The sequence below is a fragment of the Rhodococcus sp. BP-349 genome, from assembly GCF_019835845.1.
Classification (GTDB): domain Bacteria; phylum Actinomycetota; class Actinomycetes; order Mycobacteriales; family Mycobacteriaceae; genus Rhodococcoides.
Genome location: NZ_JABUDR010000001.1, coordinates 1,019,529 through 1,044,432, shown reverse-complemented (window position 1 = coordinate 1,044,432; position 24,904 = coordinate 1,019,529). Strand labels below are relative to the sequence as shown.

27 protein-coding genes are annotated in these 24,904 nt (G+C 67.3%); 18 read left to right on the top strand and 9 right to left on the bottom strand.

Annotation, left to right across the window (positions count from 1 at the left end):
- Positions 1-67: 67 nt before the first annotated feature.
- Positions 68-1,573 carry a SulP family inorganic anion transporter gene (locus HQ325_RS04955; protein WP_222626968.1) on the bottom strand — a complete coding sequence of 502 codons (1,506 nt, stop codon included), beginning with the start codon at positions 1,571-1,573 and terminating at the stop codon, positions 68-70.
- A 127-nt stretch (positions 1,574-1,700) separates the two neighbouring features.
- Here HQ325_RS04955 and HQ325_RS04950 point away from each other — a divergent pair, with 127 nt between their 5' ends.
- From HQ325_RS04950 to HQ325_RS04940, 3 genes are read left to right on the top strand one after another with little or no spacing between them, the layout of a single operon-like run.
- On the top strand, positions 1,701-2,063 hold the full coding sequence (locus tag HQ325_RS04950; RefSeq protein WP_222626967.1) for a metalloregulator ArsR/SmtB family transcription factor: 363 nt from the start codon (positions 1,701-1,703) through the stop codon (positions 2,061-2,063).
- The gene (arsB, locus tag HQ325_RS04945; protein WP_222626966.1) at positions 2,060-3,148 is read left to right on the top strand and encodes an ACR3 family arsenite efflux transporter; all 1,089 of its coding nucleotides are present in this window, start codon (positions 2,060-2,062) and stop codon (positions 3,146-3,148) included. The genes HQ325_RS04950 and arsB overlap by 4 nt, the downstream gene beginning before the upstream one ends.
- The gene (locus HQ325_RS04940) at positions 3,148-3,558 is read left to right on the top strand and encodes a low molecular weight phosphatase family protein (protein WP_222626965.1); all 411 of its coding nucleotides are present in this window, start codon (positions 3,148-3,150) and stop codon (positions 3,556-3,558) included. The genes arsB and HQ325_RS04940 overlap by 1 nt, the downstream gene beginning before the upstream one ends.
- A gap of 57 nt (positions 3,559-3,615) precedes the next feature.
- Here the strand turns inward: HQ325_RS04940 and HQ325_RS04935 are convergent, their stop codons facing one another.
- Both HQ325_RS04935 and HQ325_RS04930 read right to left on the bottom strand, forming a co-directional pair.
- Complete coding sequence (locus HQ325_RS04935; RefSeq protein WP_222626964.1) at positions 3,616-4,254, bottom strand: DUF305 domain-containing protein; 639 nt, start codon at positions 4,252-4,254, stop codon at positions 3,616-3,618.
- A gap of 84 nt (positions 4,255-4,338) precedes the next feature.
- Positions 4,339-4,770 (bottom strand): DUF6153 family protein, encoded by a 432-nt coding sequence (locus HQ325_RS04930; protein ID WP_222626963.1) that lies wholly within the window; start codon positions 4,768-4,770, stop codon positions 4,339-4,341.
- A 493-nt stretch (positions 4,771-5,263) separates the two neighbouring features.
- On the opposite strand from HQ325_RS04930, the gene HQ325_RS04925 reads away from it, so the two are divergent.
- From HQ325_RS04925 to HQ325_RS04905, 5 genes are all read left to right on the top strand, one after another.
- Positions 5,264-7,330, top strand: a complete 2,067-nt coding sequence (locus HQ325_RS04925; protein ID WP_222628896.1) for an MMPL family transporter — start codon at positions 5,264-5,266, stop codon at positions 7,328-7,330.
- An 18-nt stretch (positions 7,331-7,348) separates the two neighbouring features.
- Positions 7,349-7,768 carry a DUF302 domain-containing protein gene (locus HQ325_RS04920; protein ID WP_222626962.1) on the top strand — a complete coding sequence of 140 codons (420 nt, stop codon included), beginning with the start codon at positions 7,349-7,351 and terminating at the stop codon, positions 7,766-7,768.
- A gap of 60 nt (positions 7,769-7,828) precedes the next feature.
- Complete coding sequence (locus HQ325_RS04915; protein WP_042574340.1) at positions 7,829-8,098, top strand: metal-sensitive transcriptional regulator; 270 nt, start codon at positions 7,829-7,831, stop codon at positions 8,096-8,098.
- 140 nt (positions 8,099-8,238) lie between these two features.
- Positions 8,239-9,030: a class A beta-lactamase gene (gene bla, locus HQ325_RS04910; protein WP_222626961.1), complete on the top strand. Its 792-nt coding sequence runs from the start codon at positions 8,239-8,241 to the stop codon at positions 9,028-9,030.
- Between the two features lie 111 nt (positions 9,031-9,141).
- The gene (locus HQ325_RS04905; RefSeq protein WP_222626960.1) at positions 9,142-10,332 is read left to right on the top strand and encodes an SGNH/GDSL hydrolase family protein; all 1,191 of its coding nucleotides are present in this window, start codon (positions 9,142-9,144) and stop codon (positions 10,330-10,332) included.
- On the opposite strand, the gene HQ325_RS04900 is transcribed toward HQ325_RS04905, so the two are convergent.
- Entirely contained in the window at positions 10,295-10,765 is a 471-nt protein-coding gene (locus tag HQ325_RS04900; RefSeq protein ID WP_222626959.1) for a hypothetical protein, read from the bottom strand. The genes HQ325_RS04905 and HQ325_RS04900 overlap by 38 nt on opposite strands.
- 162 nt (positions 10,766-10,927) lie before the next feature.
- Here HQ325_RS04900 and HQ325_RS04895 point away from each other — a divergent pair, with 162 nt between their 5' ends.
- The 6 genes from HQ325_RS04895 to HQ325_RS04870 all read left to right on the top strand — a co-directional run bounded on the left by HQ325_RS04895 (position 10,928) and on the right by HQ325_RS04870 (position 15,719).
- Positions 10,928-11,602 (top strand): hypothetical protein, encoded by a 675-nt coding sequence (locus HQ325_RS04895; RefSeq protein WP_222626958.1) that lies wholly within the window; start codon positions 10,928-10,930, stop codon positions 11,600-11,602.
- A 46-nt stretch (positions 11,603-11,648) separates the two neighbouring features.
- Complete coding sequence (locus tag HQ325_RS04890) at positions 11,649-12,698, top strand: ABC transporter substrate-binding protein (RefSeq protein ID WP_222626957.1); 1,050 nt, start codon at positions 11,649-11,651, stop codon at positions 12,696-12,698.
- Positions 12,699-12,908: 210 nt separating this feature from the next.
- Positions 12,909-13,271: a hypothetical protein gene (locus tag HQ325_RS04885; RefSeq protein WP_222626956.1), complete on the top strand. Its 363-nt coding sequence runs from the start codon at positions 12,909-12,911 to the stop codon at positions 13,269-13,271.
- Positions 13,268-13,825: a CPBP family intramembrane glutamic endopeptidase gene (locus HQ325_RS04880; protein WP_222626955.1), complete on the top strand. Its 558-nt coding sequence runs from the start codon at positions 13,268-13,270 to the stop codon at positions 13,823-13,825. Before HQ325_RS04885 ends, HQ325_RS04880 begins: the two co-directional genes overlap by 4 nt.
- Positions 13,822-15,057 carry a histidine kinase gene (locus HQ325_RS22760; RefSeq protein WP_222626954.1) on the top strand — a complete coding sequence of 412 codons (1,236 nt, stop codon included), beginning with the start codon at positions 13,822-13,824 and terminating at the stop codon, positions 15,055-15,057. Before HQ325_RS04880 ends, HQ325_RS22760 begins: the two co-directional genes overlap by 4 nt.
- Entirely contained in the window at positions 15,054-15,719 is a 666-nt protein-coding gene (locus HQ325_RS04870; RefSeq protein WP_308014254.1) for a response regulator transcription factor, read from the top strand. Before HQ325_RS22760 ends, HQ325_RS04870 begins: the two co-directional genes overlap by 4 nt.
- Before the next feature lie 43 nt (positions 15,720-15,762).
- Here HQ325_RS04870 and HQ325_RS04865 read toward each other — a convergent pair whose 3' ends face one another.
- Both HQ325_RS04865 and HQ325_RS04860 read right to left on the bottom strand, forming a co-directional pair.
- A complete protein-coding gene (locus tag HQ325_RS04865) occupies positions 15,763-15,978 on the bottom strand; it encodes a hypothetical protein (RefSeq protein ID WP_222626952.1) in 216 nt (71 codons plus the stop codon).
- Positions 15,979-16,095: 117 nt separating this feature from the next.
- Entirely contained in the window at positions 16,096-16,353 is a 258-nt protein-coding gene (locus HQ325_RS04860; RefSeq protein WP_222626951.1) for a hypothetical protein, read from the bottom strand.
- Between the two features lie 158 nt (positions 16,354-16,511).
- Here HQ325_RS04860 and HQ325_RS04855 point away from each other — a divergent pair, with 158 nt between their 5' ends.
- The gene (locus tag HQ325_RS04855; protein ID WP_222626950.1) at positions 16,512-16,862 is read left to right on the top strand and encodes a VOC family protein; all 351 of its coding nucleotides are present in this window, start codon (positions 16,512-16,514) and stop codon (positions 16,860-16,862) included.
- Positions 16,863-16,951: 89 nt separating this feature from the next.
- Positions 16,952-18,310 carry an MFS transporter gene (locus HQ325_RS04850; RefSeq protein WP_308014253.1) on the top strand — a complete coding sequence of 453 codons (1,359 nt, stop codon included), beginning with the start codon at positions 16,952-16,954 and terminating at the stop codon, positions 18,308-18,310.
- A gap of 5 nt (positions 18,311-18,315) precedes the next feature.
- Here HQ325_RS04850 and HQ325_RS04845 read toward each other — a convergent pair whose 3' ends face one another.
- The 3 genes from HQ325_RS04845 to HQ325_RS04835 all read right to left on the bottom strand — a co-directional run bounded on the left by HQ325_RS04845 (position 18,316) and on the right by HQ325_RS04835 (position 22,835).
- Positions 18,316-20,169: a bifunctional diguanylate cyclase/phosphodiesterase gene (locus HQ325_RS04845; protein WP_222626948.1), complete on the bottom strand. Its 1,854-nt coding sequence runs from the start codon at positions 20,167-20,169 to the stop codon at positions 18,316-18,318.
- 177 nt (positions 20,170-20,346) lie between these two features.
- Positions 20,347-21,231 (bottom strand): LysR family transcriptional regulator, encoded by an 885-nt coding sequence (locus tag HQ325_RS04840; protein WP_222626947.1) that lies wholly within the window; start codon positions 21,229-21,231, stop codon positions 20,347-20,349.
- A gap of 14 nt (positions 21,232-21,245) precedes the next feature.
- Complete coding sequence (locus tag HQ325_RS04835) at positions 21,246-22,835, bottom strand: MFS transporter (protein WP_222626946.1); 1,590 nt, start codon at positions 22,833-22,835, stop codon at positions 21,246-21,248.
- A 64-nt stretch (positions 22,836-22,899) separates the two neighbouring features.
- On the opposite strand from HQ325_RS04835, the gene HQ325_RS04830 reads away from it, so the two are divergent.
- Complete coding sequence (locus HQ325_RS04830) at positions 22,900-23,586, top strand: TetR/AcrR family transcriptional regulator (protein ID WP_222626945.1); 687 nt, start codon at positions 22,900-22,902, stop codon at positions 23,584-23,586.
- 240 nt (positions 23,587-23,826) lie between these two features.
- A complete protein-coding gene (locus HQ325_RS04825) occupies positions 23,827-24,861 on the top strand; it encodes an ABC transporter substrate-binding protein (RefSeq protein ID WP_222626944.1) in 1,035 nt (344 codons plus the stop codon).
- Positions 24,862-24,904: the final 43 nt, after the last annotated feature.

Below are 24,904 nucleotides of genomic sequence, written 5' to 3'. Positions count from 1 at the left end.
TGTCCCGCTCCTCTGTCGTGCGTCGTCCCTGCGTCGACTCTAGTTCCGGTCCGCAGACCGGGCCCGATCAGTGCCCTGCGCCGAGGTTTCCGCTGAGCCGGTCCCGTCGTTCCACGGACGACGCGTTCAGGCCGATGATCTCGACGATCTTGCCCTTCGCCGCGTACTTCGTGGTGACGGCGTCCAGCGTCGCGACGGTGGAGGCGTCCCAGATGTGCGATTCCGACATGTCGATGATGATGTTCTCGGGATCACCGATGTAGTCGAACTGGTGGATCAGATCGTTGCTGGAGGCGAAGAACAGCTCTCCGAGGACCTTGTAGACGCGCGTGTTCTCGTCCGGGTGCGCCACGTCGACCACCTCGGTCAGATGGGCGACACGCCGGGCGAAGAGGACCATCGCGGTGACGACACCCACGACGACGCCGTAGGCCAGATTGTGGGTCGCGACGGTCACGGCCACTGTGGCGACCATGACGAGCGTCTCGCTCTTGGGCATGCGCCGCAGGGTCGACGGACGGATGCTGTGCCAGTCGAACGTACCCACCGAGACCATGATCATGACCGCGACCAGCGCGGCCATCGGGATGAGCGCCACGATGTCGCCCAGACCCACCACGAGGATCAGCAGGAACGTGCCGGCGAGGAAGGTCGAGATCCGGGTGCGGGCTCCGGAGACCTTCACGTTGATCATGGTCTGGCCGATCATCGCGCAGCCGCCCATGCCGCCGGTGAAGCCCGTGACGAGGTTGGCGACACCCTGGCCCCAGCCCTCGCGGGTCTTGTTCGAGCGCGAATCGGTGATGTCGTCCACCAGCTTCGCGGTCATGAGCGATTCGAGCAGCCCCACCAGGGCGATGGCGAGTGCGAACGGCGCGATGATCGACAGGGTGTCGAGGGTGAACGGCACGTTCGGGAGCAACAGCGCGGGAAGCGATGACGGCAGCTCGCCCTCGTCGCCGACATCGGGAACCTGCAGCGCGAACACGAGCGTGGCTGCGGTGAGCATGACGATCGCGATCAACGGAGCGGGTACGACGGTCGTCAGCTTGGGGAGGAACACCATGACCACGAGACCCACTGCCACGAGGGGATACACCAGAGCGGGCACGCCGATGAGGTACGGCAACTGCGACGTGAAGATGAGGATGGCGAGCGCGTTGACGAACCCGACCATCACGCTGCGCGGGATGAAGCGCATCAGTTTCGCCACACCGAGGACACTGAGGACGATCTGCAGGACGCCACCGAGGACCACGGCGGCGATGAGGTAGTCGAGGCCGTACTCGCGTGACAGTGGCGCGACGACGAGGGCGATCGCTCCGGTGGCGGCGGAGATCATGGCCGGACGACCGCCGACGATCGAGATGGTGACCGCCATCGTGAAGGACGCGAACAGTCCGACGCGGGGATCGACACCGGCGATGATGGAGAACGAGATCGCCTCCGGGATCAGCGCCAGCGCGACGACCAGGCCCGCCAGCACCTCGGTCTTCAGACGACGAGGTGAGCGCAGCGCGGCCAGCACCGAGGTGTCCTCGGGTGGGGCGACGGTCGAGCCGGCGTGGGACATGACGAGCCTCTTTCGTGGTGCGGAACTGCCGGAGGCCGAGCATGGCCCTTCGCTGGCCGAACCCTACTCTCACCGGAGAGTAGAGTGCGAATTGACCGCGATCATCGACGCCCGTCAATATAGAAGAATGTCGAATCAGTCAGAACCCGCCACGGGTGTCCGATGCTCGCCACTGGTTCGTGAACCTCTGACCGAGCAGCAGTCGCACACCCTCGCGTCGATGTTCAAGGCACTGGGCGACCCGGTGCGGTTGCGCCTGCTCAGTCTCATCGCCAGTCACGACAGTGGCGAGGCATGCGTGTGCGACATCTCGGGATTCTTCGACCTGTCGCAGCCGACCATCTCCCATCACCTCAAGGTGCTTCGCCAGGCCGGCCTGCTCGACTCCGAGCGGCGCGGAACCTGGGTCTACTATCGCGTGGTTCCCGCTGCGCTGCAGCAGTTGTCGGCCGTCATGGCCACCGTCGACCCGACACTGGTGACCGCATGAGCACCGCGGCGAACACCACCGACCAGCCCGCCGTCGTCGGCAAGCTCTCCACCCTCGACCGCTTTCTCCCGGTGTGGATCGGCGTCGCGATGGTCGTCGGGCTGCTGCTCGGGCGCATGATCCCCGGGATCAACGACGCTCTGTCGTCCATCTCCGTCGACGGAGTCTCTCTACCGATCGCGATCGGCCTGCTGATCATGATGTACCCGGTACTGGCGAAGGTCCGCTACGACCGGCTCGACACGGTCACCGGAGACAAGAAACTTTTACTGGGTTCGCTTGTACTGAACTGGATCCTGGGCCCGGCCTTGATGTTCGCTCTGGCCTGGCTGTTCCTTCCCGACCTGCCCGAGTACCGCACCGGACTCATCATCGTCGGACTCGCCCGCTGCATCGCGATGGTCATCATCTGGAACGACCTCGCCTGCGGCGACCGCGAAGCCGCCGCCGTTCTCGTGGCGATCAACTCGGTGTTCCAGGTGATCATGTTCGCCGTCCTCGGCTGGTTCTACCTCTCCGTGCTCCCCGGCTGGCTCGGTCTCGACCAGACCACCATCGAGGCATCACCGTGGCAGATCGCGAAGTCCGTGCTGATTTTCCTGGGCATCCCGTTGATCGCCGGATTCGCCTCTCGGTACTTCGGCGAACGCGCCAAGGGCCGCGACTGGTACGAGACCTCGTTCATCCCGAAAATCGGGCCGTGGGCGCTCTACGGACTGCTGTTCACCATCGTCGTCCTGTTCGCCCTGCAGGGCGACCGCATCACCTCCCAACCCCTCGACGTCGTCCGCATCGCGCTCCCGCTGCTGGTGTACTTCGCCGTGATGTGGGGCGGCGGATATGCGCTCGGCGCCGCCATGGGCCTGGGCTACGAACGCACGACCACCCTGGCGTTCACCGCGGCGGGCAACAACTTCGAACTCGCCATCGCCGTCGCGATCGCCACCTACGGCGCCACGTCCGGTCAAGCCCTCGCCGGCGTCGTCGGACCCCTCATCGAAGTCCCCGTGCTCGTGGGCCTGGTGTACGTCTCGCTGGCACTGCGCAGACGATTCTCACCCACCCGACAGACGAAGGAATCCTGATGTCCCACAAGCCGAGTGTGTTGTTCGTCTGCGTGAAGAACGGCGGCAAGTCGCAGATGGCCGCAGGGCTGATGCGCACGGTCGCCGGTGACGATGTCGAGGTGCATTCCGCCGGGACTGCCCCCGGCAGTGCAGTCAATGCTCTGTCGGCCGAGTCGCTGCGTGAGGTCGGAGTCGATCTCACCGGTGAGCACCCCAAGCCGATCGATCCGGATCTGATGTCCCGGATGGACTTCGTCGTCACCCTCGGCACCGAGGCGACCGTCGACCCGGTCGAGGGACCGACCTACCTGAACTGGGACACCGACGAGCCGTCGACGCGAGGCATCGAGGGCATCGAGCGGATGCGCCTGGTGCGCGACGACATCGCCACGCGCGTCGACGAACTCGCGGCGCGCCTCCGGAACTGACACGGGCCGCACCCGATGGCCGCCACTCCCGTCGGAGTGGCGGCCGTCGGCCGGAGGTCAACCGAGAAGGTGTTCCATCCTGGCGATCTCGGCGTTCTGCGTCTCGACGATCGTGCGGGCCATCGCGACCGCGTCGTCGTTCGAGCCCTCCTCGATCTCCGTCTCCGCCATGGCGACCGCACCTCGATGATGGTCGATCATCATCGTCAGCCACCGCTGGTCGAACTCGTCGCCGGACAAGGCCGTCAGGGAGGCCATGTCCTGCGATCTCATCATTCCGCTCCCCGACCCGTGGTCCATGCCTTGCATGTCGTCGGGCGATGCAGACGGAGACGGCTGGCCCCACTCCGCCAGCCAGGAGGCCAACTGGTCCATCTCGGGCCCCTGCGCGTCCGCGATCGCGTCGGCGAGCGTGACCACGTCCGGGTTCGTCGAACGCCCGTCGACCATGGAGGCCATCTCGACAGCCTGAGCATGGTGCGGGTACATCATCGATGCGAACGCGACGTCGGCGTCGGCGTCGGCGTCGGCGAAGTCCGCAGCAGGATCCTGAGACGGAGCGGACTCCATGGACGAGGAACCCATCGAGTGGCCCTCCATCGACGCGGACGACCCGTCGTCGCCACAACCGGCGACGAGGGCGACTCCGATCGCGGCAGCGGCAAGGGCGGTGACCGTCGTGGTCTTGACATGCATGGACGTACTCCTGAGGTGTGTCGACGGGAACGGGGTCTGGATCGACGTGCGATCCGCCAGAGCATCACTGCCCCGGGCTCCCCGTCACACCCGCAGAAGTACCGAGTCGTCCAGCGAGGACAGCGCCCACGGTGGAGCTCGACCTGCTCGGGCGACGATCGTGACGACACGGTCGAATGCGTCATCGAGCGCCGACAGGCACTCGACGACCCCCGCCGGGACCGACATCGGGGGAAACGAGGTGACCGTCCCGATGCACGGATGCATCATGTCGTGACCGCCGGGACACGGCGGTTGCTCCGACACCGGACCGGACTCCGCGGTGTGCGTGGCGGCGGCAGCGTGGGCCTCCGTGTCCATCGACGCGTGGTGGTTCGGCATCGCTTCATGGGCCCCGGCGGTCCGGACGGGCACCACCATGTGCATCAGCACCACGCCCAGTGCGATCGAGACGGCCCACCAGGCCATCGGCACAGCGCGGGTCAGCGAACGTCGCTGCCGAAGACTGTGCAACACGGGCCCCAGCGTACCGACGAGTACCCCCTGGGGGTACGTCGGCAGTCAACACACCGACACCCGGCAACCTCGGTCAGATACCCCAGGGGGTACTTGCATACCCCCCCTCGTATGTGGCACGGTGGTGTCGTCCAGGCGACCGAACCCGGAAGGAGCGCCCCGTGTGCCGTCCCGCCGAATGCCCCCCCAGTGCGGCAAGACCACGTGGTCGGGCTGCGGCCGACATATCGACAGCGTGATGACCTCGGTCCCGCAGTCGCAACGCTGCACGTGTGACCGCCGGTCCGCGCCATCCCCGTCCAGCGGCCTGCGTTCCCTGTTCCGCCGCTGAGGACACCCCCGACCCAATTTTCGACGGCGGCCGATCCAGGCCCTTCAAATACCCCCACCCGTATAGGAGTCAATCGTGTCCCAGCCCGACACCGTCGCCGAATCCCGGCTCGGCGACCACCACGACAATGCCCCCGGCCGCCTCGGCCGGTGGGGCGCAGCCATGGTCACCCGCCGCCGCTGGGTCTTCGGCACCTGGTTGATTCTGTTGATCGCCCTCGGATCCGCTGCGCCGTCGGTGTTCTCATCCCTCGCGGGTGCCGGGTGGCAGGCGAACGGATCGGAATCGGTCCAGGTCCGCGAGCTCGCCGAGGAACACTTCGGCGGCAACTCCTCCGCCGCGGTGCAGGTCGTCGTCCACAGCGACTCCGGTGCGCTGAGCGACCCGGAAGCGACCGCCGCGCTCACCGGCGCGACCGACATCCTGAACGCGGACCCGCGTTTCGGTGAGATCGTGCCCCCGCAGCAGGGGATGACGATCAGCCCCGACGGGCGCACCGGCATCCTCATCGCCGGCGCCGACGGCACCACCGACGAGATGGTCACCGCCGTCAACGACGTCAAGGACCAGCTCACCGCACTCTCCGGCGACGGTGTCGAGGTCTACCCCACCGGTGCGTCGGCGCTGTGGTCGGACTTCAACAAGGCCAACCACGACGCGATGATCCAGGCCGAACTCATCTCCTGGCCCGTCACCCTCGCCATCATGGTCCTCGCGTTCGGCTCGCTCGTCGCCGCCGGACTCCCGCTGCTCTTGACCATTGCCGGTCTCGTCGCCTCCGCCGGCGGGCTGGTCCTGCTCAACGAGATCACCCCGATCTCGGTGTGGGCCATGAACTTCGCCATGATGTTCGCCCTCGCACTCGGCATCGACTACGCGCTGTTCCTCGTCGCCCGCTTCCGCGACGCCCTGCGCTCCCGCGATCCCCGCGCGGCCGTCGCCGAGACCATGGACACCGCCGGCAAAGCCGTGGCCCTGTCCGGACTCACCGTCCTCGTCAGCCTGTCCGCCGTGCTGATCGTCCCCGCCCCCGCAGTGCGGACCATGGCCGTCGGCATCATGCTCGCCGTCACCTTCGTCCTGCTCGCCACCCTCACCCTGCTCCCCGCGGCCCTCGGCGCGCTCGGACCGAAGGTCAACGCCGCGTCCCTCCCCTACGCCAAGCGTCAGCAGCACCGCTCACCGGTGTTCGCTGCCTGGGGCGCTCTCCTGCACAAGCACCCGTGGCCGTTCGCGCTCGCCTCGATCGGCGTCCTCGTCGCACTCGCACTGCCGGTCCTCGGCTTGAAGGTCGCGATGCCGTCGATCTCCGTCGTCCCCGAGGACGCGCCCGTGCGGCAGGGCTACGCCCTCGTCCAGCAGCAGTTCGGAGACGGCGCCCCCGGCGCACTGCAGATAGTCGTCCCCTCGGCCGACGCGGCCGACACGGCCGCCGCCGCGGCGCAGGTGCCCGGCATTGCCATGGTCACCCCACCGCAACCCGCCGCCGACGGCTCCGGCTACGCACTCCTGCAAACGATTCCGGCTGCCGACCCGTCCGACGAGTCGATGGGCACCATTCTTGCCGACCTACGCGGCCAGCTTCCGGAGTCGGCACTGGTCGGCGGCGCCCCCGCGGAAAACCTCGACCTGCAGCAGTCCCTGAACGACTACCTGCCGCTCGTCGTCACGATCATCCTGATCCTTGGATTCGTGCTGCTCCTCGTCGCACTGCAAGCACCCCTGATCGCTTTCCTCGGTACCGCGGTCAGCCTGCTCTCCACCGCCGCCGCGTTCGGCGTCGCAAAGCTGATCTTCCAGGACGGGCACGGCGCCTCGCTGCTCGGTTTCACCCCGCAGGGCTTCCTGAACGGGTGGGGACCGGTGTTCTTCTTCGCGATGATCTTCGCCATCGCCATGGACTACACCGTGTTCCTCCTCGCCACCGCCAAGGAGCACTTCGAGCGCACCGGCGACGCGACGACCGCGATGATCGACGGTCTCGCCCACTCCGGTCGGGTCATCTTCGCCGCGGCCGCGGTGATGGTGGCGGTGTTCTTCACCTTCGCCCTCGCCGACCCGCTCCCGCCGAAGGAGATGGGCATCATTCTCGGCGTCGCCGTTCTTCTCGACGCGGTGCTCATCCGGTTGATCCTGCTGCCCGTCCTGCTCCGACTGGCCGGTTCCGCCGCCTGGTGGTCACCGGCCTGGCTCCGCAAGGCTCTCCCGTCCATCAGCTTCTCCCACTGACCCCACGAAAGATTCCTCATGAGCATCGCCCTGACCACGACACTGACCGGTACCGACTTCGACACCGCCGTCCAGCGCACCCGCAACGCCCTGGCAGAGCAGGGTTTCGGCGTGCTGACCGAAATCGACATGCAGGCCACCATGAAAGCCAAACTCGACGAAGACATGGAGCGCTACCTGATCCTCGGCGCGTGCAACCCGCCCCTGGCCCACCGCGCCGTCGGCATCATGCGACAGATCGGCCTGCTGCTCCCGTGCAACGTCGTCGTCCGCGAAGACCCGGACAACGCGGATGTGATCATCGTCGACGCGATGAACCCCGACATCATGGTCGACGCAACCGGGGAGCCCGCACTCGGCGACATCGCCCGCGACGCCGCGATCAAGCTCCGCGCTGCCATCGCAACACTCGCCGAGGAGCCGACACCCGGCAGCTGAGACCGCGATGCCCCCGGGGGTACCATCGAAGTCTCACGGTAATTCTGACAGGAGTTTCACATGATCGGCGACGAAGACAGCATCGCACTGGTACTCAACCGGCTCCGACGCGCCAACGGTCAACTTACCGGGGTCATCTCGATGATCGAGAACGGCCGCGACTGCAAGGAGGTCGTCACCCAACTTGCCGCCGTCTCCCGCGCACTCGACAAGGCAGGGTTCAAGATCGTCGCCACGGGACTGCGTGAGTGCATGACCGGTGCCACCGCCGACAACAAGGAACCCATGACCGAAGCGGAACTGGAAAAGCTGTTCCTCGCACTCGCGTGACGAGACGAGTACTCCGGCACACGCCGGCCCGACCGCGCGCCGCGCTCGCTGTCGGCGCTCTGGCCCTCACCGCCTGCGCTCCCTCGGGGGGTGACCAGGGAAGCGTGCCTGTCTCGACGGATCCCACCTCGAATCAAGCAGTGCGCGATGACTTCTCGACCGAACTACAGGCTGTCGAGGAACGCTACGACGTGACGGTGGGTGTCAGCCTCCTGGACACCGGGACCGGAGAGACGATCAGCTATCGCGGTGCCGAACGTTTCGGTTTCGCCTCCACTGTGAAGGTGTTCCTGGCAGCCGAGTTCCTGCGACGAACTCCTCAGGACGCTCGGGACGACATCGCGAGGTGGACCGCGGCCGACATCGAGCGCGCGGGTTACTCACCGGTGACCACGGCACGTCTGGATACCGGACTCACTGCGGCCGAGTTGGCAGAAGCGGCCGTGCGGGAGAGCGACAACACGGCGACCAACCTCGTGTTCGACCGGATCGGCGGTCCCGCAGAACTCGATGCTGCTCTCTCCCGACTCGGTGACGACGTCACGGACATCGTCGACGTGGAGCCGGCCCTCAACACGGTCGAACCCGACAGCACCGCAAACACCACCACCGCCGACGCGTTCACGGCGAACATGGCCGCATTGCGAGGTGACGGCTCGTCGACCGATGCCGATGCAGCGACTCTGGTCGAGTGGATGAGCGGAAACGCCACCGGCGATGCCCTCGTCCGCGCGGGGGCGCCGAGCGGATGGACGGTGGCCGACAAGTCGGGTGGCGCCGGGGGCGCGCGAAACGACATCGCCGTCGTCACACCACCCGGCCGCCCCCCGCTGGTCCTGACTGTGCTGACACGGAAGAACGACGCCTCGGCACCGTACGAGGACGCCGCGGTGAGCGAGAGCGCCGCCGTCGTCCTGAACACCGTTCGGTAGCCCTGAACACCGTTAGGTAGCCCTGAACACCGTTAGGTAGCCCCGAACACCGTTAGGTAGCCCCGAACACCGTTAGGTAGCCCCGAACACCGTTAGGTAGCCTCGGAAAGCATGATCGCTGTACCGCTCACCGACGACCTCGTTCTCGGTGCAGCCGAGCTCGAACGCGTGGATCGGGGCGTGCGCCCACACCGGCTCCCCCGTCCTGTCCGGCAACGCGATGCGGACCCGCAGCTCGCGATGATGGAGGCGCAACCGTCCGGAGTGCGTATCGCTGCGCGCACGACTGCCGTCCAGATGGTCCTCGAGGTCCACACCACGCGCATGACCTACCGCGGTGTGATGCGCGACCGGGGCGCCGTCGACGTGGTGGTGAACGACTCGGTGCTTCAGTCGCACGTGCTCTCGGGCGGTGACACCGTCGAGATCGATCCGGCCACCGGGACGAGCACGGTCCACCCGGGAACGACGGAACGCATCACCCTCACCGATCTGCCGGCCGGGGAGAAGACGGTCGAGATCTGGCTCCCCCACAACGAACAGGTGGACCTGGTCTCGCTGTCCGCTGATGCCGTTCTGCACCCGGCACCGTCGAGCGGACCGAGGTGGCTGCACCACGGCAGCTCCATCAGCCAGGGATCCAACGCCGCGAGCCCCACGCGCATCTGGCCTGTCGTCGCGGCCCGTCGCGCCGGCATTCGGCTGCGCAACCTGGGTTTCGGGGGCAGCGCCTTCGTCGATCCGTTCACGGCTCGCGTCGTGCGGGACTCCCCCGCGGACGTCATCAGCGTCAAGCTGGGCATCAACGTCGTCAACCTCGACGCAATGCGCCTTCGTACGTTCGTTCCCGCCGTTCACGGGTTCCTCGACACCGTGCGCGACGGGCACCCGACCACACCGCTGCTGCTGATCTCGCCGATCCACTGCGCAATTCACGAGAACACGCCGGGACCCGGGGCAATCGATCCCGACTCGTTCGCCGCCGGCTCCGTGAGATTCCGCGCGACGGGCACGGAAGGCGACATCGCGCTCGGACGCCTGACACTTCGCGTGATCCGTGACGCGCTCGCTCGGATCGTCGAGAGTCGATCGGACGACCCCAACCTCCACCACCTCGACGGGCTGATGCTCTTCGGCGAGGACGACGAACGGCGCCACCCACTTCCGGACAACCTGCATCCCGACACCGACGCCCACGCCGTCATGGGACAGCGTTTCGCGGACATCGTCTTCGGCCCGTCAGGGCCGTTCGCGCCGAGGACGACTACAGCCGATGCGCCCGGCGAAGCGTCGAGAGAGTGACCGTGGCGGCGGCCAGATCCTCCACCACCGCGGCCATCGCACTCGGGTATCGGCGCCGCGCTTCGCGACCGCCGTACGTCGTCGTGAGAGCCGCCACCGCGGCCAGTGACACGGCGAGTGCATCGACTCGTTCTCCACGGGCGGTGCGCCCGAGCAGCGCAGCGGTCGCGGCGGCGACCAACACCCTCGATGCGGCGGGCCCCGGGGCGGTCCTCGCCGGCGTCGCCGGCAGCTTGTCGACGACGGCCTCGACGACGACAGCTCCTCCGGCAACTGCCAGCGCACGAGAGCGACGCTGCCCCTGCACTCCGATGACCGTCGCCGCGAGTATTCCCCAGGCGCTCCTGAGCCCGGTCGCTGCCCCGATCGAGGTCGCGTCGAGGAGTAGACGGCGTCGGTCGCCGGAAGAAGCCTGTGCGCGCACGGTGGTCATGAACGGACGAGTACCCGCTCCGCGACGTTCCATCGCTTCGTACGACAACGGCGGGAGACCGGGCAGTGAGTGGAGTTGCCGCAGTCTGGGTATCAGTCGATCACCACGACCGAGTGGGCGCGATGTGGGGATCTGCGCTGAAAGAAAGGACGACCACCCTCGATGGTGAGCGCGGGGTACCGACGCGACGGTCGCGGCACGTCGGTGATCACCGACATCGTCGATGTCTGTGTGGAACTGACGGGAGCGGACGGCGCAGCCCTGGTCCTGGTGGCTCCCGACGGTGGACCGGCGCAGACGGTCGCCCACGTGACCGACGAGACGGCGGCTCGCGTGGCACGCGCACTGCACACACTGGGAACTGGACCGGCCATCGACGCCCTCGCCGACGGTGCGGTGCACGATGCGGCGGTGGAGGATTCACTCGATCGTCTACGGTGGCCACAGGTCACCGGGGAGTTGGGTCTTCTGGGCGTGGGGTGGCTGCGGGTGTTCCCTGTCGGGCCCCGCGCACGACCGTCGGGGACCTTGCAGCTCCATCGACGGACGTGGAGAGGTCGGGGGTGGTCGACGGACCTCGACGCGCCCCTCGGCCGTCTGGCCCACTCCCTCGCCACTCTCTCCGCGACAGAATTCGCCGACGAGAACGCTGCAGCGGCCGGCCCCGACACCGACGTGGTGCACACGGCGATCGGGATGATCGCCGCCAGGCAGAAAATTCCGGTCCCCGCCGCATCCGCACTTCTCCGCGCGGTCGCAGATTCCCACGGCCGCGCGTCGGTGGCTCAGGCCAGAATCATCGTCGAATCCCTCGGACGACGCGGAACCGACCGCTGAGCTCGGCGATTGCGATATGAGGGCAGGCTACCCTTAGCATCGTGGCATGACGCGCATTCTCGGCAGAACTGCCCGAAGGACGAACCGCTCGATCGCAGTTCTGATCGCAACCGCGGCGGTGACCGCGCAGCTCATCGGCTGCAGTACGTCGGACCCCGCCGAGCCCGCGTCGACGACGACCACCGATGAGTCGTTCCCGAAGACGGTGCGGCACATGTACGGAGAGACCACCCTCGACTCGGCACCCACCCGCGTGGCCACCTGGGGCGCCGGCGCCACGGATGCCGTACTGGCTCTCGGGGTGATGCCGGTGGCCATGCCGTCGACAACGTACGGCGGCGGTGACGACCTGACCTACCCGTGGATCGCCGAGTCCATCGCCCGGAACGGCGGTGGGGCACCGGCTCTCCTGGACGACGTCCTGGGTCCCCTGTCGGTCGAGAAGCTCGTCGCAGCCGACCCCGACGTCCTGCTGGCACCACATTCCGGCCTCACCCGGAGCGAGTACGACGCGGTCACATCGGCCGGCATTCCCGTGGTCGCACCTCCGTCCGAGCTCTGGTCGACTCCGTGGCGAGACACGATCGGTGTCACCGGTGAGGTTCTCGGAAAGAGCGTCGAGGCGATCGAACTCGTGTCCGAACTGGACCAGCAGGTAGTCGATGCCGGCGCACGACACCCCGAGTTCCGAGACCGAACCATCGCCTATGTGTCCGAGGCGCAGGACGTCTACTACCTCCTGCTTCCCTCGGACCCGCGCGTCGAGTTGCTCGAGAACCTGGGATTCACGTCCGATCCGTCCGTCACCGAACTGGCGACCGGTGATTCCACGTTCTCGACCGCGGTGTCGTCCGAGGAGATCTCCCGAATCGATGCCTCCGTCGTCTTCACGCAGGTGGACACGGACACGGCGCTCCAGCAGTTCATGGCATCCGACGTGTCTCGGCAGATTCCCGCCGTGGCAACGGGTGCCGTCGCCGGATTCGTCGGCCAGGAGGCCGGGGCCGCCATCGGCCCGACGGCACTGACGATTCCCTACTTCCTCCCGACTCTCGTCGACGGCTTGGCGACGGCGGTCGGCGCAGCGGAGCGGTGACGAGCCACCGGAGCGAGTCGAGGTCGCGCACTGGCCGGTCGGCCGGCTACGGGTGCGACCAACGAGTCGGCGGTGGCGACGAGACGACCCTGAACCGGCGGTTGCACCTTTCGGATGAATGTCGGCGGTGCCACCTTTCGCCTCTCGATGTCGTACTGCGTGGTCCCTAGCGTTCTCGAGTGACAGCACTCGGACGAAAGGACCACCACCATGACCCTCACGACCTCTCCACCGACGGAAGGACACGTCGGCCTCCGCGGACTGATTCGCCGGTATCCGCTTCTGAGCTTCTTCACCCTCGCGAATGCGCTGAGTTGGCTCGCCTGGCTTCCGTACATTCTGTCCCACAACGGAACCGGCGTATGGCACTACACATTTCCCAGCGTCTTCGGATCCAGTCAGCTGACCGGCATGTTGCCCGGCGCCTACCTGGGTCCCATCTTCTCGGCACTCGTGGTCACCGCGGTCGTGGACGGTCGGGCAGGTCTGCGGGTGTGGGCCGGTCGTCTGTTCCGGTGGCGTGTGAGCGCGCGCTGGTATGCGGTCGCCCTGCTCTCCGTGCGGCGGTCATGATCGTCGCAGGCGCGGCGTTCTCCGGGGGGCAGATCGCTGCGCCCTCCACGGTCGCGATCATGGCCTACATACCTATGTTGTTCCTGCAGATGATCACCACCGGGCTTGCCGAAGAACCGGGCTGGCGCGATTTCGCACTCCCTCGCCTGCAGACACGATTCGGTCCGCTGGGTGCAGCGATGATTCTCGGACCCCTCTGGGGCGCGTGGCACCTTCCGCTGTTCTTCACCGAGTGGGGTGGGTGGCCGGACGCGCACTGGACCGAACCCCTCGTGTTCCTCGTCTTCTGCTGCGCCTTCAACGTCGTCATGTCGTGGGTGTTCAACAGCACCGGTCAGAGCCTGCCCGTGTCGATGCTCATGCACGTCAGCGTCAACACGTTCGCGTCCGTCATGTGGACGGACATGTTTCCGACTCTCGACACCCAGCGCGCGATGGAGGTGATGGCCGTGACCGCGAGCGTGGCTGCGGTCGCGCTGGTCGTCGTCACCCGCGGGCGTCTCGGCGTGGACTCGAGTCGCACGAACCCGGCCCACCTACAATCGCTTTCGTGATCGCTCTCCCCCGCTCGCGACGCGGCGTGGACATCGCGGTCGGTGTGGTCTGCTGGGCCGTTGCCGTGGGTGTGGCGACCCTCGTCCCACTCGACCCGTCGATGGCCCTGTCTCCGGTCGGAGGCAGGGCCTGGTGGGTGCTCGCCCTCGTGCTGACGGGTCAGGCGATCGCACTGGCGTGGACTGCGCGGCATCCACGGGTGGTGGTCGCCACCGTCGCCGTGACACCTCTGCTCGTCGCGGGCCTCGCGCCGACCGCACTGTTCAGCGTCACCTCGCTCGCCGTGATGGTGGCCGTGTATCTCATGGTCTCGCGCTCGTCGCTACGGACATCGATGCCCACGGTGGTGTCGGCCGCCGCGGCGGTTCTGCTGAGCGATGTCGTGAACCGGACGTCCCTCGACGGTTCGGGCCTCGCCTCCGGGCTGATCCAATCGGTACTGCAGACGGCCACCGTGATCGGGCTGCCCGTTCTCGTCGGATCGGTGGTGGCCGCCCGCCGAGACGCCCGGGTCGCACACGGCAGGGAATTGCGCGCCGCCGAAGGGGAACGGGATGCGCGAGTGAGCGCCGCCATCGCGGGCGAGCGTGCTGCGATGGCGCGGGAACTCCACGACATCGCGGCGCACCACCTGTCGGGGATAGCCGTGATGGCGGCGGCTGTCGGGCGCCAGATCGAGAGTGATCCGGACACGGCCAGGAGATCGGCCGACGAGATCCGTGTCCAGGCGCGGGCGGTACTGGACGATCTGCGTCAGTTGGTCGGCCTGCTGCGCGAGGACACTGCCTCCGCGGAGCGTTCGGTCGAGACTCTGGGCTCGATCGACCATCTCGTCGGCCGCAGACGCGCCTCGGGTCTGGACGTCGAGCTGCGCCTGGTCGGTCTGACGGATCTCGAGGCTCTGGGCGAGCGTGTCGGGCCACTGGCTCAGCTGGTCGCGTTCCGCATGGTGCAGGAATCCCTCACCAACGCAGTGCGGCATGCCCCGGGGTCGCCCTGTGTCGTCGAGGTCAGTGCCGCGGACTCGAGTGCGGTGACGGTGACGGTGTCCAACCCGATGCGACAGTCGGCGGGGACCGCGCCACGACAGGAAGGATTCGGATTGATCGGCATGCGCGAACGCGCCGTGCTCGTCGGCGGACACGTGCACCACGGCCCTACCGCCGACGGGCGATGGACCGTGACGCTCCAGCTTCCGCGCGAGCCCGACAACGTTGGGGAGCACACGTGATTCGACTCGTGCTCGCGGACGACCAGCCGCTCGTCCGCGCCGGCCTCTCGGCCTTGCTCGGATCCGAAGCGGACATCGACGTGGTCGGAGTCGCGTCCGACGGCGCCGAGGCGGTACGCCTGACCCGAGATCTGGCGCCGGACATCGCGTGCCTCGATATCCGGATGCCAGGTACCGATGGCATCGAGGCGACGCGGTTGTTGTGCGGCCCGGATGTCCAGAACCCCACTCCTGTACTGATTCTGACGACGTTCGACCTGGACGACTACGTGTTCGGCGCACTGGAGGCCGGCGCCTCAGGCTTCCTGCTCAAGGACGCGGACCCGGAGGTGATCGTCGACGCAGTGCGGCGAGTCGCCGCCGGACAGGGCACCCTGGACCAGGCGCTGACGCGGCGGATCATGCAGGAGTTCGCACGCCGACGAGCGCTACGACCCGTCACCACGGCACGCGCCGACGGAATCCTCACCGACCGCGAGCAGGACATCCTGCGCCTGCTCGCCCAGGGCATGTCGAACGACGACATCTCTCGGGCGTTGTTCGTCGAGGTGTCGACGGTCAAATCGCATCTGGCACGGATGCTTCCGAAATTGGGAGTGCGGTCACGCCTGCAAGCAGTGGTGTGGGCTTATCAGAACAAGATCGTCGATGTGAACGAGTAGAACCCCGCCATTGTCAGGTCGACGAGGTCCGCACGCCTGTGGGTCAGCGCTGTCGTGATCGCCGACGGGCCCCAGCGAGATTGATGACCAGCGCAACGAGCGCAAGGACGGCCACGACGGCCGTCGCACCAGGGTCCGCGGTCTGTACGACGACCACGGCGCCGAAGACGAGGAGTGCTGCAACCGCGACCACCGCGAGCCCGGGGCCGCCGAGCGCTGTGCGGGTGCGACGGTCCAGACGTCCCAATTGTGTCCTCACTCCTCGACCGTACGTCATCCCGTCACCATGTCGGTCTGTCGCTGCCGATGCCACCGATCGATGGTGCGGGGGAACATCTGCGGGCCGTTCGGCATGGATCAGATGCGCCGGAGCGGGTCAGGTCACTGCGAATCGGGTGCGCAGATTGTGTGTCTGACGGTGCAGCTCCCGCAACATCTTCTTGTGCGCCGCGACCTGCTGCTCGTGCCATGCCCCCAGGGGCGCGTTCCCTCGAGACCGGGCCTCGGCGGCGAGCCGACGAGCATCCTCCAACTGGACCGTGACGGCAGCGATCTCGGCGCCGAGCGCCGTCAGGAACACCCTCGCCTGCGCCACGTCGGATTCGTCCGCCACCCCGGTTCGCCTCCCTGTCATCGATCGTTCGACCGTACTCGCGACCCGGCACGATCTGGTGCAGTGAACCGTGTACAGCACTGCCGGCTGCACCGGATCGCGTGTCACGCCCACACCATCGATGAGTTCTCGATCTTTCGAAGGTCCACATCAGTGACACCCGACGAGAGGACGAGCCCATGATCGACCACGTACTGACCGTCGTACCCGTGCACGACATCGATGTCGCACGCGAGTGGTACACGCGCCTGCTGGGACGCGAACCCGACAACAACCCCATGCCGGGTCTGATCGAGTGGCAGGTCGTGCCGGGGGCGTGGATACAGGTGTTCCTCGATGCCGACCTGGCCGGCCACACGCGGTCGAACCTCGCCGTCGACGACCTCGACGCTCACACCACCGAGCTCGCGGGCCGCGGACTCACAGTCGGCGACACCACGGACGCCACCAACGGAGTTCGACTCGCGCCGATCACCGATCCCGACGGCAACGTCATCACCCTGATAGGCGGTTTCCGGACGGTGTACTGACCGCGCGGTGCCGTATCCCGGGAGACGTTCGGATCACCTCGAGCGCAAGGGGTGACGGCGAGGCACCACGTACATCAATGTCGGAACACGTGACTGTCCTCACCGACTCGGCCTCGTACGAACCCGATGCCGACCGGCGCAAGCGCCTTCGCACGGTCGTGGCGTCGAGTCTGCTCGGCACCACCGTCGAGTGGTACGACTTCTTCCTCTACGCCACGGCGGCGAGTGTGGTCTTCAATCGCCTGTTCTTCCCCGATCAGTCGTCCTTCGTCGGCACCATGCTGTCGTTCGCCACCTTCGCTGTCGGATTCGTGGTGCGCCCCATCGGTGGAGTCGTCTTCGGATACTTCGGAGACCGTATCGGCCGCAAGAAGACGCTGGCGTTGTCGATGTTGATCATGGGTGTGGCGACCACCCTGATGGGCGTCCTACCGACGACCGAGAACGTCGGACTGCTGGCTCCGATTCTGTTGTTGCTGTTGCGCATTGCGCAGGGCTTCGCACTCGGCGGCGAGTGGGCCGGTGCCGTTCTTCTGGCCGTCGAACACAGCCCGGCGCGGAGGCGCGGACTGTTCGGCAGCATCCCGCAGGTGGGGCTCGCGCTCGGACTCGCGTTGGGGACCGGAATGTTCGCCCTGCTACAGGTGATCTTCGACGAGGAGCAGTTCCTCTCCTACGGCTGGCGCATCGCGTTCCTCGCCAGTCTCGTTCTGGTGATCGTCGGCCTGGTCGTACGCCTGAAGGTGGAGGAGACGCCGGCGTTCCGCGAGGTGTCCGACCTCCAGCAGCGATCGAGCGCACCGATCAAGGAAGTGTTCGCGCGGCGTCATGCGCGAAGCACCGTCCTCGGACTGCTGTCGCGATGGGGCGAGGGCGCAGCCTTCAACACGTGGGGTGTCTTCGCCATCACCTACGCGACGACGCAACTGAAGTTCGACAAGGTCTCGGTCCTGCTCGTGGTCACCGTGGCGGCAGTGGTGATGGCGGTGCTGATCCCGGTGTCCGGGGTGCTCGTGGACAGGGTGGGCGCCAAGCGTGTGTACGTCACCGGCATCGCGGCCTACGGGCTGGCCGTGTTTCCCGTGTTCGCCCTCTTCGACACGGGCAGCTTGTGGCTCTTCGGACTCGGACTGGTCCTGGTGTTCGGCATCGTCCACGCCACCTTCTACGGAGCACAGGGCACGCTGTACGCGAGCCTCTATCCGACCGAGATCCGCTACACCGGCCTGTCCGTGGTCTACCAGTTCTCCGGCATCTACGCCTCCGGAGTGACACCACTGATCCTCACCGCACTGATCGCTGCGGCGAGCGGGTCACCCTGGCTCGCGTGCGGCTTCCTCGTCGGCACCTCGGTGGTCAGTGTCGTCGCCACGGCGCTGATCCGCGACGACGATCTGCATCTGTCACACCCGCGCTCCGGCACGGAGACAGCGAGCGCACTGACGTAGATCCGTCAGATGCCGCCGACCGCCTCGGCCGGTGATGCACGGAGCTCCAACACGGCGGTGGTCTGCTCGGCATCGACGGGTCTGCCGAGCAGGAACCCCTGCGCCAGATCGCATCCCGTCTCGGCGAGTGCATCGAGTTGCGCCCGGGTCTCGACACCTTCGCCCACGACGGTCATCTCGTACGCCTTGGCCAGTGCGACGATGGCCGACACGACCGCCCGCCCCCGCCTGGTCTCGACAGCGTCGATGTACCCCTTGTCGATCTTGAAGCACTCGAACACCGAGAACCGCTCGAGGTAGGCGAGACTGCTGTGGCCCGCACCGACATCGTCGAGGACCAGGGCGACGCCCATCTCGTTCACCGCTGCGACGTTTCGAGCGACGCGACCGGTGTCGGCGAGCCACACCGTCTCGGTCACCTCCAGTCCCAGAGCCTGTGGCGGCAGACCTGTCTCCCGAAGCACCGACGACACCCGCTCGGGGAACGCAGGGTCTCGCAGTTGGAGTGCGCTGACGTTGACTCGCACGGTGATCCGGAAGGCTTCACGCCACGAGGCCGCCTGTCGACATGCCGATCGCAGAGCCCATTCACCCAGCACTGCGGCCAGACCGGTGCGCTCGGCGACTGCCACGAACTCCGACGGCTCGATACGCCCCAGCGTCGGGTGGTCCCACCGAGCGAGCGCCTCGACCGACACCACTGCGCCCGTCGCGATGTCCACCAAGGGCTGATACGCCAGCGTCAACTCGCCGCGACTCAGCGAAGCGCGCAGATCCACCGACAGGGAGCGCACACGGTCGGCGTCGTAATGATCGTCCTCGGCATCGAAGATCGCGTGTGCGCCACCTCCGCCGTCCTTGGCGCGGTGCAATGCCAGATCGGCCCGCCGTAGGAGTTCTCGGACGGTGATGCCGTTCTCGGACACCGCGATCCCGATCGATGCACTCATAGGGATGGGAGCGTCGGCCGCGGACGGCGGGGCCGCCAGTGCAGCGGTGATGCGGAAGGCGAGGTCCTCGGCACGGCGGGCGTCGTCGACACCGTCGCAGATGACGAGAAACTCGTCACCTCCCAGGCGGTACACGGTGTCCCGGCTACGGACCGCGGCGACGAGGCGGTCTGCGAATCGGGCCAGCGCCCGGTCACCCGTGTCGTGCCCGAGGCTGTCGTTGATGATCGCGAAGTCGTCGATGTCGAGGAGTAGCAACGCCACGCCGTCGCCCTGCTCACGCACGCGGGACAGTGCGTCACCCACCGCCGAATAGGCCAGGGTGCGGTCCGGCAGTCCCGTCAGCGGATCGTGTTCGTTTCTCTCTCTGAGTCTCCGAGAGAGGTCGACTCGTTCGAGTGCCGCGGACAACACACCCGCGACCGCCGACAGGAACGCGATGTCCGTGTCGTCGAACAGGTTCGGTTCGGTTCCGTACACGAGCAGGACGCCCCACACCCCGATACTGGTCATGACCGGGACGGCAGCACCACTGCGAAATCCCACCGTCGACATCGCGGACGTGTCGAATCGCGTCTCGGTCACGGCGTCGGAGCACACCGTCAGCTGCCCCTGCGTGAGGGTGTACCCGGCCAGGGATCCCGCTCCGGCACGCACCTCGACGCCGGTGTGCAGAACGTGAGTGACAGCCGTCATGCGGAGGAACTGATCGTGTGGATTCTCGTGCCGAGCGAGTGCCGCGGACGCCACCCCCACCAGGGTCGCCGCGGTGGACGTCGCGGCCGTCGTCATCTCCTCCATGTCCGCGGAGACGGCGAGACCGCTGAGCCTGGCCAACGCGGTCTGTGCCAGCGCGAAGCGGCGGGCCGCGAGGACCTCCGCGAGGACACGAGCGGGAATCGCCACCATCACTCCGTTCGGGCGTCTGCGGGACGATGGTCGGTTGGACCACGGGCGCACGTCACGAGCGACGAACCCGACATTCACGGCTTATGACGCGTCCAGCATGGCACGATGCCGCGCCTGTGGCGGTGTGAACGTCGAGGAAGGTACCGGTCCGGGAACACAGCCGCCGGGCCGAGGGGCTCAGAAGCTGCGGGCAGCGACGCCTCGGGACACCAGGTCGGCCGCGAACCTCCGTGTCAGCGTGTCCGACGTCGCCCCGACCATCACGACGACCGACCGCTTCAGCGGGGGTGACATAGAATTGGCGATGCCTGTGAAGCGAGCGGGAAGGGCGGTGGCCGGCACGAGCGCGACCCCCAACCCTGCGTGAGCGAGTTGTGCTGCCGTCGCGGCATGTCGGGTGTGCGTGACAGCGTCGAGCTGGACTCCGTGCGTCGCAGCCACGGTGTTTAACCATCCACGAAGGCCGTTCGACGGGTGGTAGTGCACGATCGGCCTGCCGGCGAGGTCCGGCCACGAGACGGCGTCCTCGTCGGCGAGATCGAGACCTTCCGGGACGACGACCACGATCTCCTCGGTCCCGATCTCGGTCACGGCTGCGGACATGCGCGACGGCGCCGGCCCCACGGCGATGTCGAGGTCGCCGTCCGTGATCGCCGTCGCCATCGTGTCGGCACTGGTGTACTCGGTCAGATCCAGACCGATGTGCGGATACTTCCGGGTCCATGTACGCAACGTCGGCGCGAGGATCGGCACGGTCATACTCTCGGCGCACCCCAGGCGTAGCCGACCCGCATCACCCTGTGCCGCAGCGTGTCCGGTTCGCAGGACGCGCTCGGCCGCTGCCAATGCCGCCCGCGCATCGGAGAGAACGGCACGGCCGGTGGGCGTGGGACGCACTCCTCGCGGAAGCCGCTCCAGCAAGGGAGTCCCGATCTCCGCCTCCAACGACGCCAGGTGATGCGAGAGCGCGGGTTGCGAGAGATGCAGCCGAGCTGCTCCCCCGGTGACAGAGCCGGCGTCGACGACGGCCACGAAGCATTCCAGGGCTCGCAGAGTCGGCACCGATGGAGCGTATGTCAGCGGCGCAGGCTCGTGGCGGGGCGATCATGCGACTCGTCGTCGTCGGTATGCGACGGGAGGGGATGCGAGGGGAGAAAGATCAGCGTCAGCACACCCGCCACGGCGGTGACCATCCCGGCGACGAGACTGCCGGTGGTGAAGCCGTCGACGAAGCGTTCGCGTGCGAGATCGGACAGTTGCGACCCGAGCAGTGCCCCGGTGGCACCCAGCGAGTCCGCCGCCTGGCGTGCGGCTTCGAGCGCGGCGCCCACCGACTCCTGCGCGGGTTCCATCAGGACGGTGGGCAATTCGGTCGTGTCCAGCCCGTCCCGGTACACCGACAGTGCGACCGATCCGATCACGGCGACACCCAGTGTTCCGCCGAGTTCGCGGGTGGCATCGTTGACCGCTGATCCCATCCCGGCCTTGTCGGTCGGAACGACTCCCATGATCGCCTCCGTCGCAGGGGCACTCGTCAGACCCAGGCCTGCGCCCAGCAGCACCATCTGACCCGCGATCTGCAGGTAGGACGTGCCCGTGTCGATCTGCGAGATCCACAGGAACGCAGCCGTCAACGATGCCAGGCCGGCGGCCACCACGATCTTGGAACCGACCAGTACTGCCAGGCGGGGACCCACCAGCGAGAACACTGCCAGCGATCCCGCGACGGGCAGCATGCGCACGCCGGTCTCGAGGGCACCGAAGCCGCGTACGGACTGGAAGTACTGGGTGACGAGGAAAATGAACCCGAACAGCGCGAAGAACGCACTGGTGACCGCCCCACTGGCAGCCGTGAAGCGCATGTTCGTGAACAGCCACACATCCAGCATCGGGTGGCGAGCGCGCGACTCCCGGAGAACGAAGGTGACCAACAATGCGGCGGCCACACCGAATCCGAGCGCCGTCGACGCCGAGGACCACCCGCGGTCGGGGCCTTCGATGATGGCGTGCACCAGTGACCCCAGGGCCAGCACGGACAGAAGCAAGCCCGACTTGTCCAGCGGCGGGGTCGACGGATCACGGGAGTTCGGCACGAAACGCGCTGCGAGAGCGATGGTTGCGACAGCAGCGAGGCCGTTGAAGACGAAGATCGATCCCCACCAGAAATGTTCGATCAACGCCCCACCCACCACGGGTCCGACCGCGACCGAGACGCCGGTCGCCGCGCCCCACAGTCCGATGGCCATGACGCGTTCGGACCGCTCCTGGAACACGTTGGTCAGAATCGACAGCGTCACCGGGTACACCACGGCAGCCGCGACACCGGCCAGCGCCCGCCACGCGATCAGCTGGGCGGGCTCACCACTCCACGCCCCACCCACCGATGCGACCGCGAAGAGCACGAGCCCGCCCACGAGGAAGGGACGGCGACCGAACCGGTCGCTGAGCGATCCCCCGGCCAGCACCAACGCAGCGAATGCCAGGTTGAAGGCATCGACCACCCACAGCAGATCGCGCGTGGACGCCCCCAGGTCCTCGACGAGGGTGGGCAGCGCGATGTTGACGATCGTGGTGGACACGTTGACCACGAACACCGCGCAGCACAGCGTCACCAGGGCGGCCATCTTGCGCGAGCGGAGGGCCGGCACCGCGGCGAGGAGCGTCATAACACAGTTATAGCAGGCGTGGCGGGCCCGTCGCATCAGGACGTCACCGTGGGACCATGACGTCATGGCCGCTCGGCGAGACACCGCCCGCACAGCGGACGACGGATCCACCCGCGAGCGCCTCGTCGACGCCGCCGTCGCTGTCCTGGCAGAGGAAGGCCCTGCCGAGATGAAGGTCCGTCGCATCAGCGACAGGGCAGGGTCCTCGACGATCACGGTCTACCACCACTTCGGGAACGTGGGCGGACTGCTCGACGCCGTCGTGGCGCGGGGATACGCCACACTGAAGGGGACTCTCGAGGACGCGGCCGCGTCGAACGATGACCCGGGTGTTCAGCTCTTCGCCATGGCCCTGGGAACCAGAGGTTTCGCACAGCGCAATCCGCACCTCTACGACCTGATGTTCGGACTCTCGCCGCGAGGAACCCATCGTGCGTTCGCTCCCACTGTGCCGCAGCAGCATTTCCGCGACGCCTACGCCGTTCTGGTCGGCAGCTGCCACCGACTGGTGACGGCCGGTCGCGTCGACATCGACGACCCGGAACAGATCGCCGCCCAGTTGTGGAGCATGGTCCACGGGTTCGTCTCGCTCGAAGCGGCCGGCCACTTCGCCGATCACAACGACGCAGTCGCGGACGTCCTCGCGCCCATGGCTGTTGCCCAGCTCGTCGGTATCGGCGACGACCGCGCTCGGGCGACCCGCGGAGCGCTCGACGCCTACGCGACCTGGACCGCGACGGCAGTCGAGTAAGAGAACGATCTGCCCGCTCGAGAGCTCGCTGATCGCGACTGCGACAACCTCGCAACCCCGGATCGCGGCGCGCGGAGATGGGCGCGGGCCCGGCAACCCCGTCGTGCCCGTCATCGCACTGCCCTCACCTGCGTGATTGACATCACAAGGACGTCATACTACTTTCAAACTGACATCAGTTCAGGAAGTCCACTCGCACCGACAGCCGAGCGGCCCTGTGAGTCCGAGAGAGGTCTGACCATGCGGAGGATTCCCCGAGCCATCGCCACCGTTGCCGTGGCAGCGTCGGCGTTCGCGCTCACAGCGTGCGGCGGCAGCACCACCCCGTCCGGGCCCGTCGAGGGCAGCTGGGACGATGTCGTCGCCGCGGCGAAGACGGAGGGCAGCGTGATGCTCTACTCCAGCCAGAAGCCTGCGAACCTCGACGCGCTGAAGGCCGCGTTCACGCAGAAGTACCCGGAGATCTCCATGGACTTCGTGCGCGGAACAGATTCCGAGATCAATCCCCGGGTCGAGACCGAGAACCGGACGGGTACAGGCATTGCCGACGTCCACATGGTGACCGACGCGTCGTGGATCGCCAGCGCGTCCGAGTCCGGCACCTACTCCACCGAGATCGTGGGTCCGGACTTCGACGCAGCCGACTACGACCGCGCGGCCAGCGTGAAGAACGACCGCTTCTTCCTCTCGTCCGCCGCTGTCTTCGGCCTCGGGTGGAACACCGCCGCGGTGCCCGACGGTCTCGAGACCCCGCAGGACATTCTGGACCCGGCCTACCGCGGCCGCATCGGCATCGTCAATCCGACGGGCATCGCGTCGTACGTCGACCTGTATCGGCACTACGCCGAGAACTACGGCGAGGACTACTGGAACAAGCTGGCCGAACTGCAGCCGCGTGTCTACCCGAGCGCACTGGCCGTCGCGCAGGCCCTGACGTCGGGTGAAGTGGTGGTCTCGCCCAGCGTCCAGCCGCTCGTCACCGAGGTCGACGCGGGCGCTCCCGTCGACTGGGTGCTGCCGGAGAACCCCTGGGGCACACCGTGGTACACCGAGGTCCTGAGTGCGGCGCCGCATCCGAATGCGGCTCAGGTCCTGGCGGACTTCATGGTGACCGCCGAGGGACAGGCCGCGCTGAACGGTGGCTACGCCGCCGCGCTGCCGGATGTTCCGGGCGCCGTCGAGCGGGCACAGAACATCGCCTCACCCGATCCCGCCGATCTGACCCCCGAGAACGTCGACCGGTACTCGCAGGAATGGTCGCAGCTCTTCCAGTGACGGGGACGCGACCGCTCTCGACCATCCGAACTCGTCATCCAGG

Excerpts from the sequence above, each read along its gene's own strand:
- HQ325_RS04955 (WP_222626968.1), bottom strand. The coding sequence starts at position 1,573 with ATGTCCCACGCCGGCTCGACCGTCGCCCCACCCGAGGACACCTCGGTG.
- HQ325_RS04950 (WP_222626967.1), top strand. The coding sequence starts at position 1,701 with ATGTCGAATCAGTCAGAACCCGCCACGGGTGTCCGATGCTCGCCACTG.
- arsB (WP_222626966.1), top strand. The coding sequence starts at position 2,060 with ATGAGCACCGCGGCGAACACCACCGACCAGCCCGCCGTCGTCGGCAAG.
- HQ325_RS04940 (WP_222626965.1), top strand. The coding sequence starts at position 3,148 with ATGTCCCACAAGCCGAGTGTGTTGTTCGTCTGCGTGAAGAACGGCGGC.
- HQ325_RS04935 (WP_222626964.1), bottom strand. The coding sequence starts at position 4,254 with ATGCATGTCAAGACCACGACGGTCACCGCCCTTGCCGCTGCCGCGATC.
- HQ325_RS04925 (WP_222628896.1), top strand. The coding sequence starts at position 5,264 with ATGGTCACCCGCCGCCGCTGGGTCTTCGGCACCTGGTTGATTCTGTTG.
- HQ325_RS04920 (WP_222626962.1), top strand. The coding sequence starts at position 7,349 with ATGAGCATCGCCCTGACCACGACACTGACCGGTACCGACTTCGACACC.
- HQ325_RS04915 (WP_042574340.1), top strand. The coding sequence starts at position 7,829 with ATGATCGGCGACGAAGACAGCATCGCACTGGTACTCAACCGGCTCCGA.
- HQ325_RS04905 (WP_222626960.1), top strand. The coding sequence starts at position 9,142 with ATGATCGCTGTACCGCTCACCGACGACCTCGTTCTCGGTGCAGCCGAG.
- HQ325_RS04900 (WP_222626959.1), bottom strand. The coding sequence starts at position 10,765 with ATGACCACCGTGCGCGCACAGGCTTCTTCCGGCGACCGACGCCGTCTA.
- HQ325_RS04895 (WP_222626958.1), top strand. The coding sequence starts at position 10,928 with ATGGTGAGCGCGGGGTACCGACGCGACGGTCGCGGCACGTCGGTGATC.
- HQ325_RS04890 (WP_222626957.1), top strand. The coding sequence starts at position 11,649 with ATGACGCGCATTCTCGGCAGAACTGCCCGAAGGACGAACCGCTCGATC.
- HQ325_RS04885 (WP_222626956.1), top strand. The coding sequence starts at position 12,909 with ATGACCCTCACGACCTCTCCACCGACGGAAGGACACGTCGGCCTCCGC.
- HQ325_RS04880 (WP_222626955.1), top strand. The coding sequence starts at position 13,268 with ATGATCGTCGCAGGCGCGGCGTTCTCCGGGGGGCAGATCGCTGCGCCC.
- HQ325_RS04860 (WP_222626951.1), bottom strand. The coding sequence starts at position 16,353 with ATGACAGGGAGGCGAACCGGGGTGGCGGACGAATCCGACGTGGCGCAG.
- HQ325_RS04855 (WP_222626950.1), top strand. The coding sequence starts at position 16,512 with ATGATCGACCACGTACTGACCGTCGTACCCGTGCACGACATCGATGTC.
- HQ325_RS04845 (WP_222626948.1), bottom strand. The coding sequence starts at position 20,169 with ATGGTGGCGATTCCCGCTCGTGTCCTCGCGGAGGTCCTCGCGGCCCGC.
- HQ325_RS04835 (WP_222626946.1), bottom strand. The coding sequence starts at position 22,835 with ATGACGCTCCTCGCCGCGGTGCCGGCCCTCCGCTCGCGCAAGATGGCC.
- HQ325_RS04830 (WP_222626945.1), top strand. The coding sequence starts at position 22,900 with ATGGCCGCTCGGCGAGACACCGCCCGCACAGCGGACGACGGATCCACC.
- HQ325_RS04825 (WP_222626944.1), top strand. The coding sequence starts at position 23,827 with ATGCGGAGGATTCCCCGAGCCATCGCCACCGTTGCCGTGGCAGCGTCG.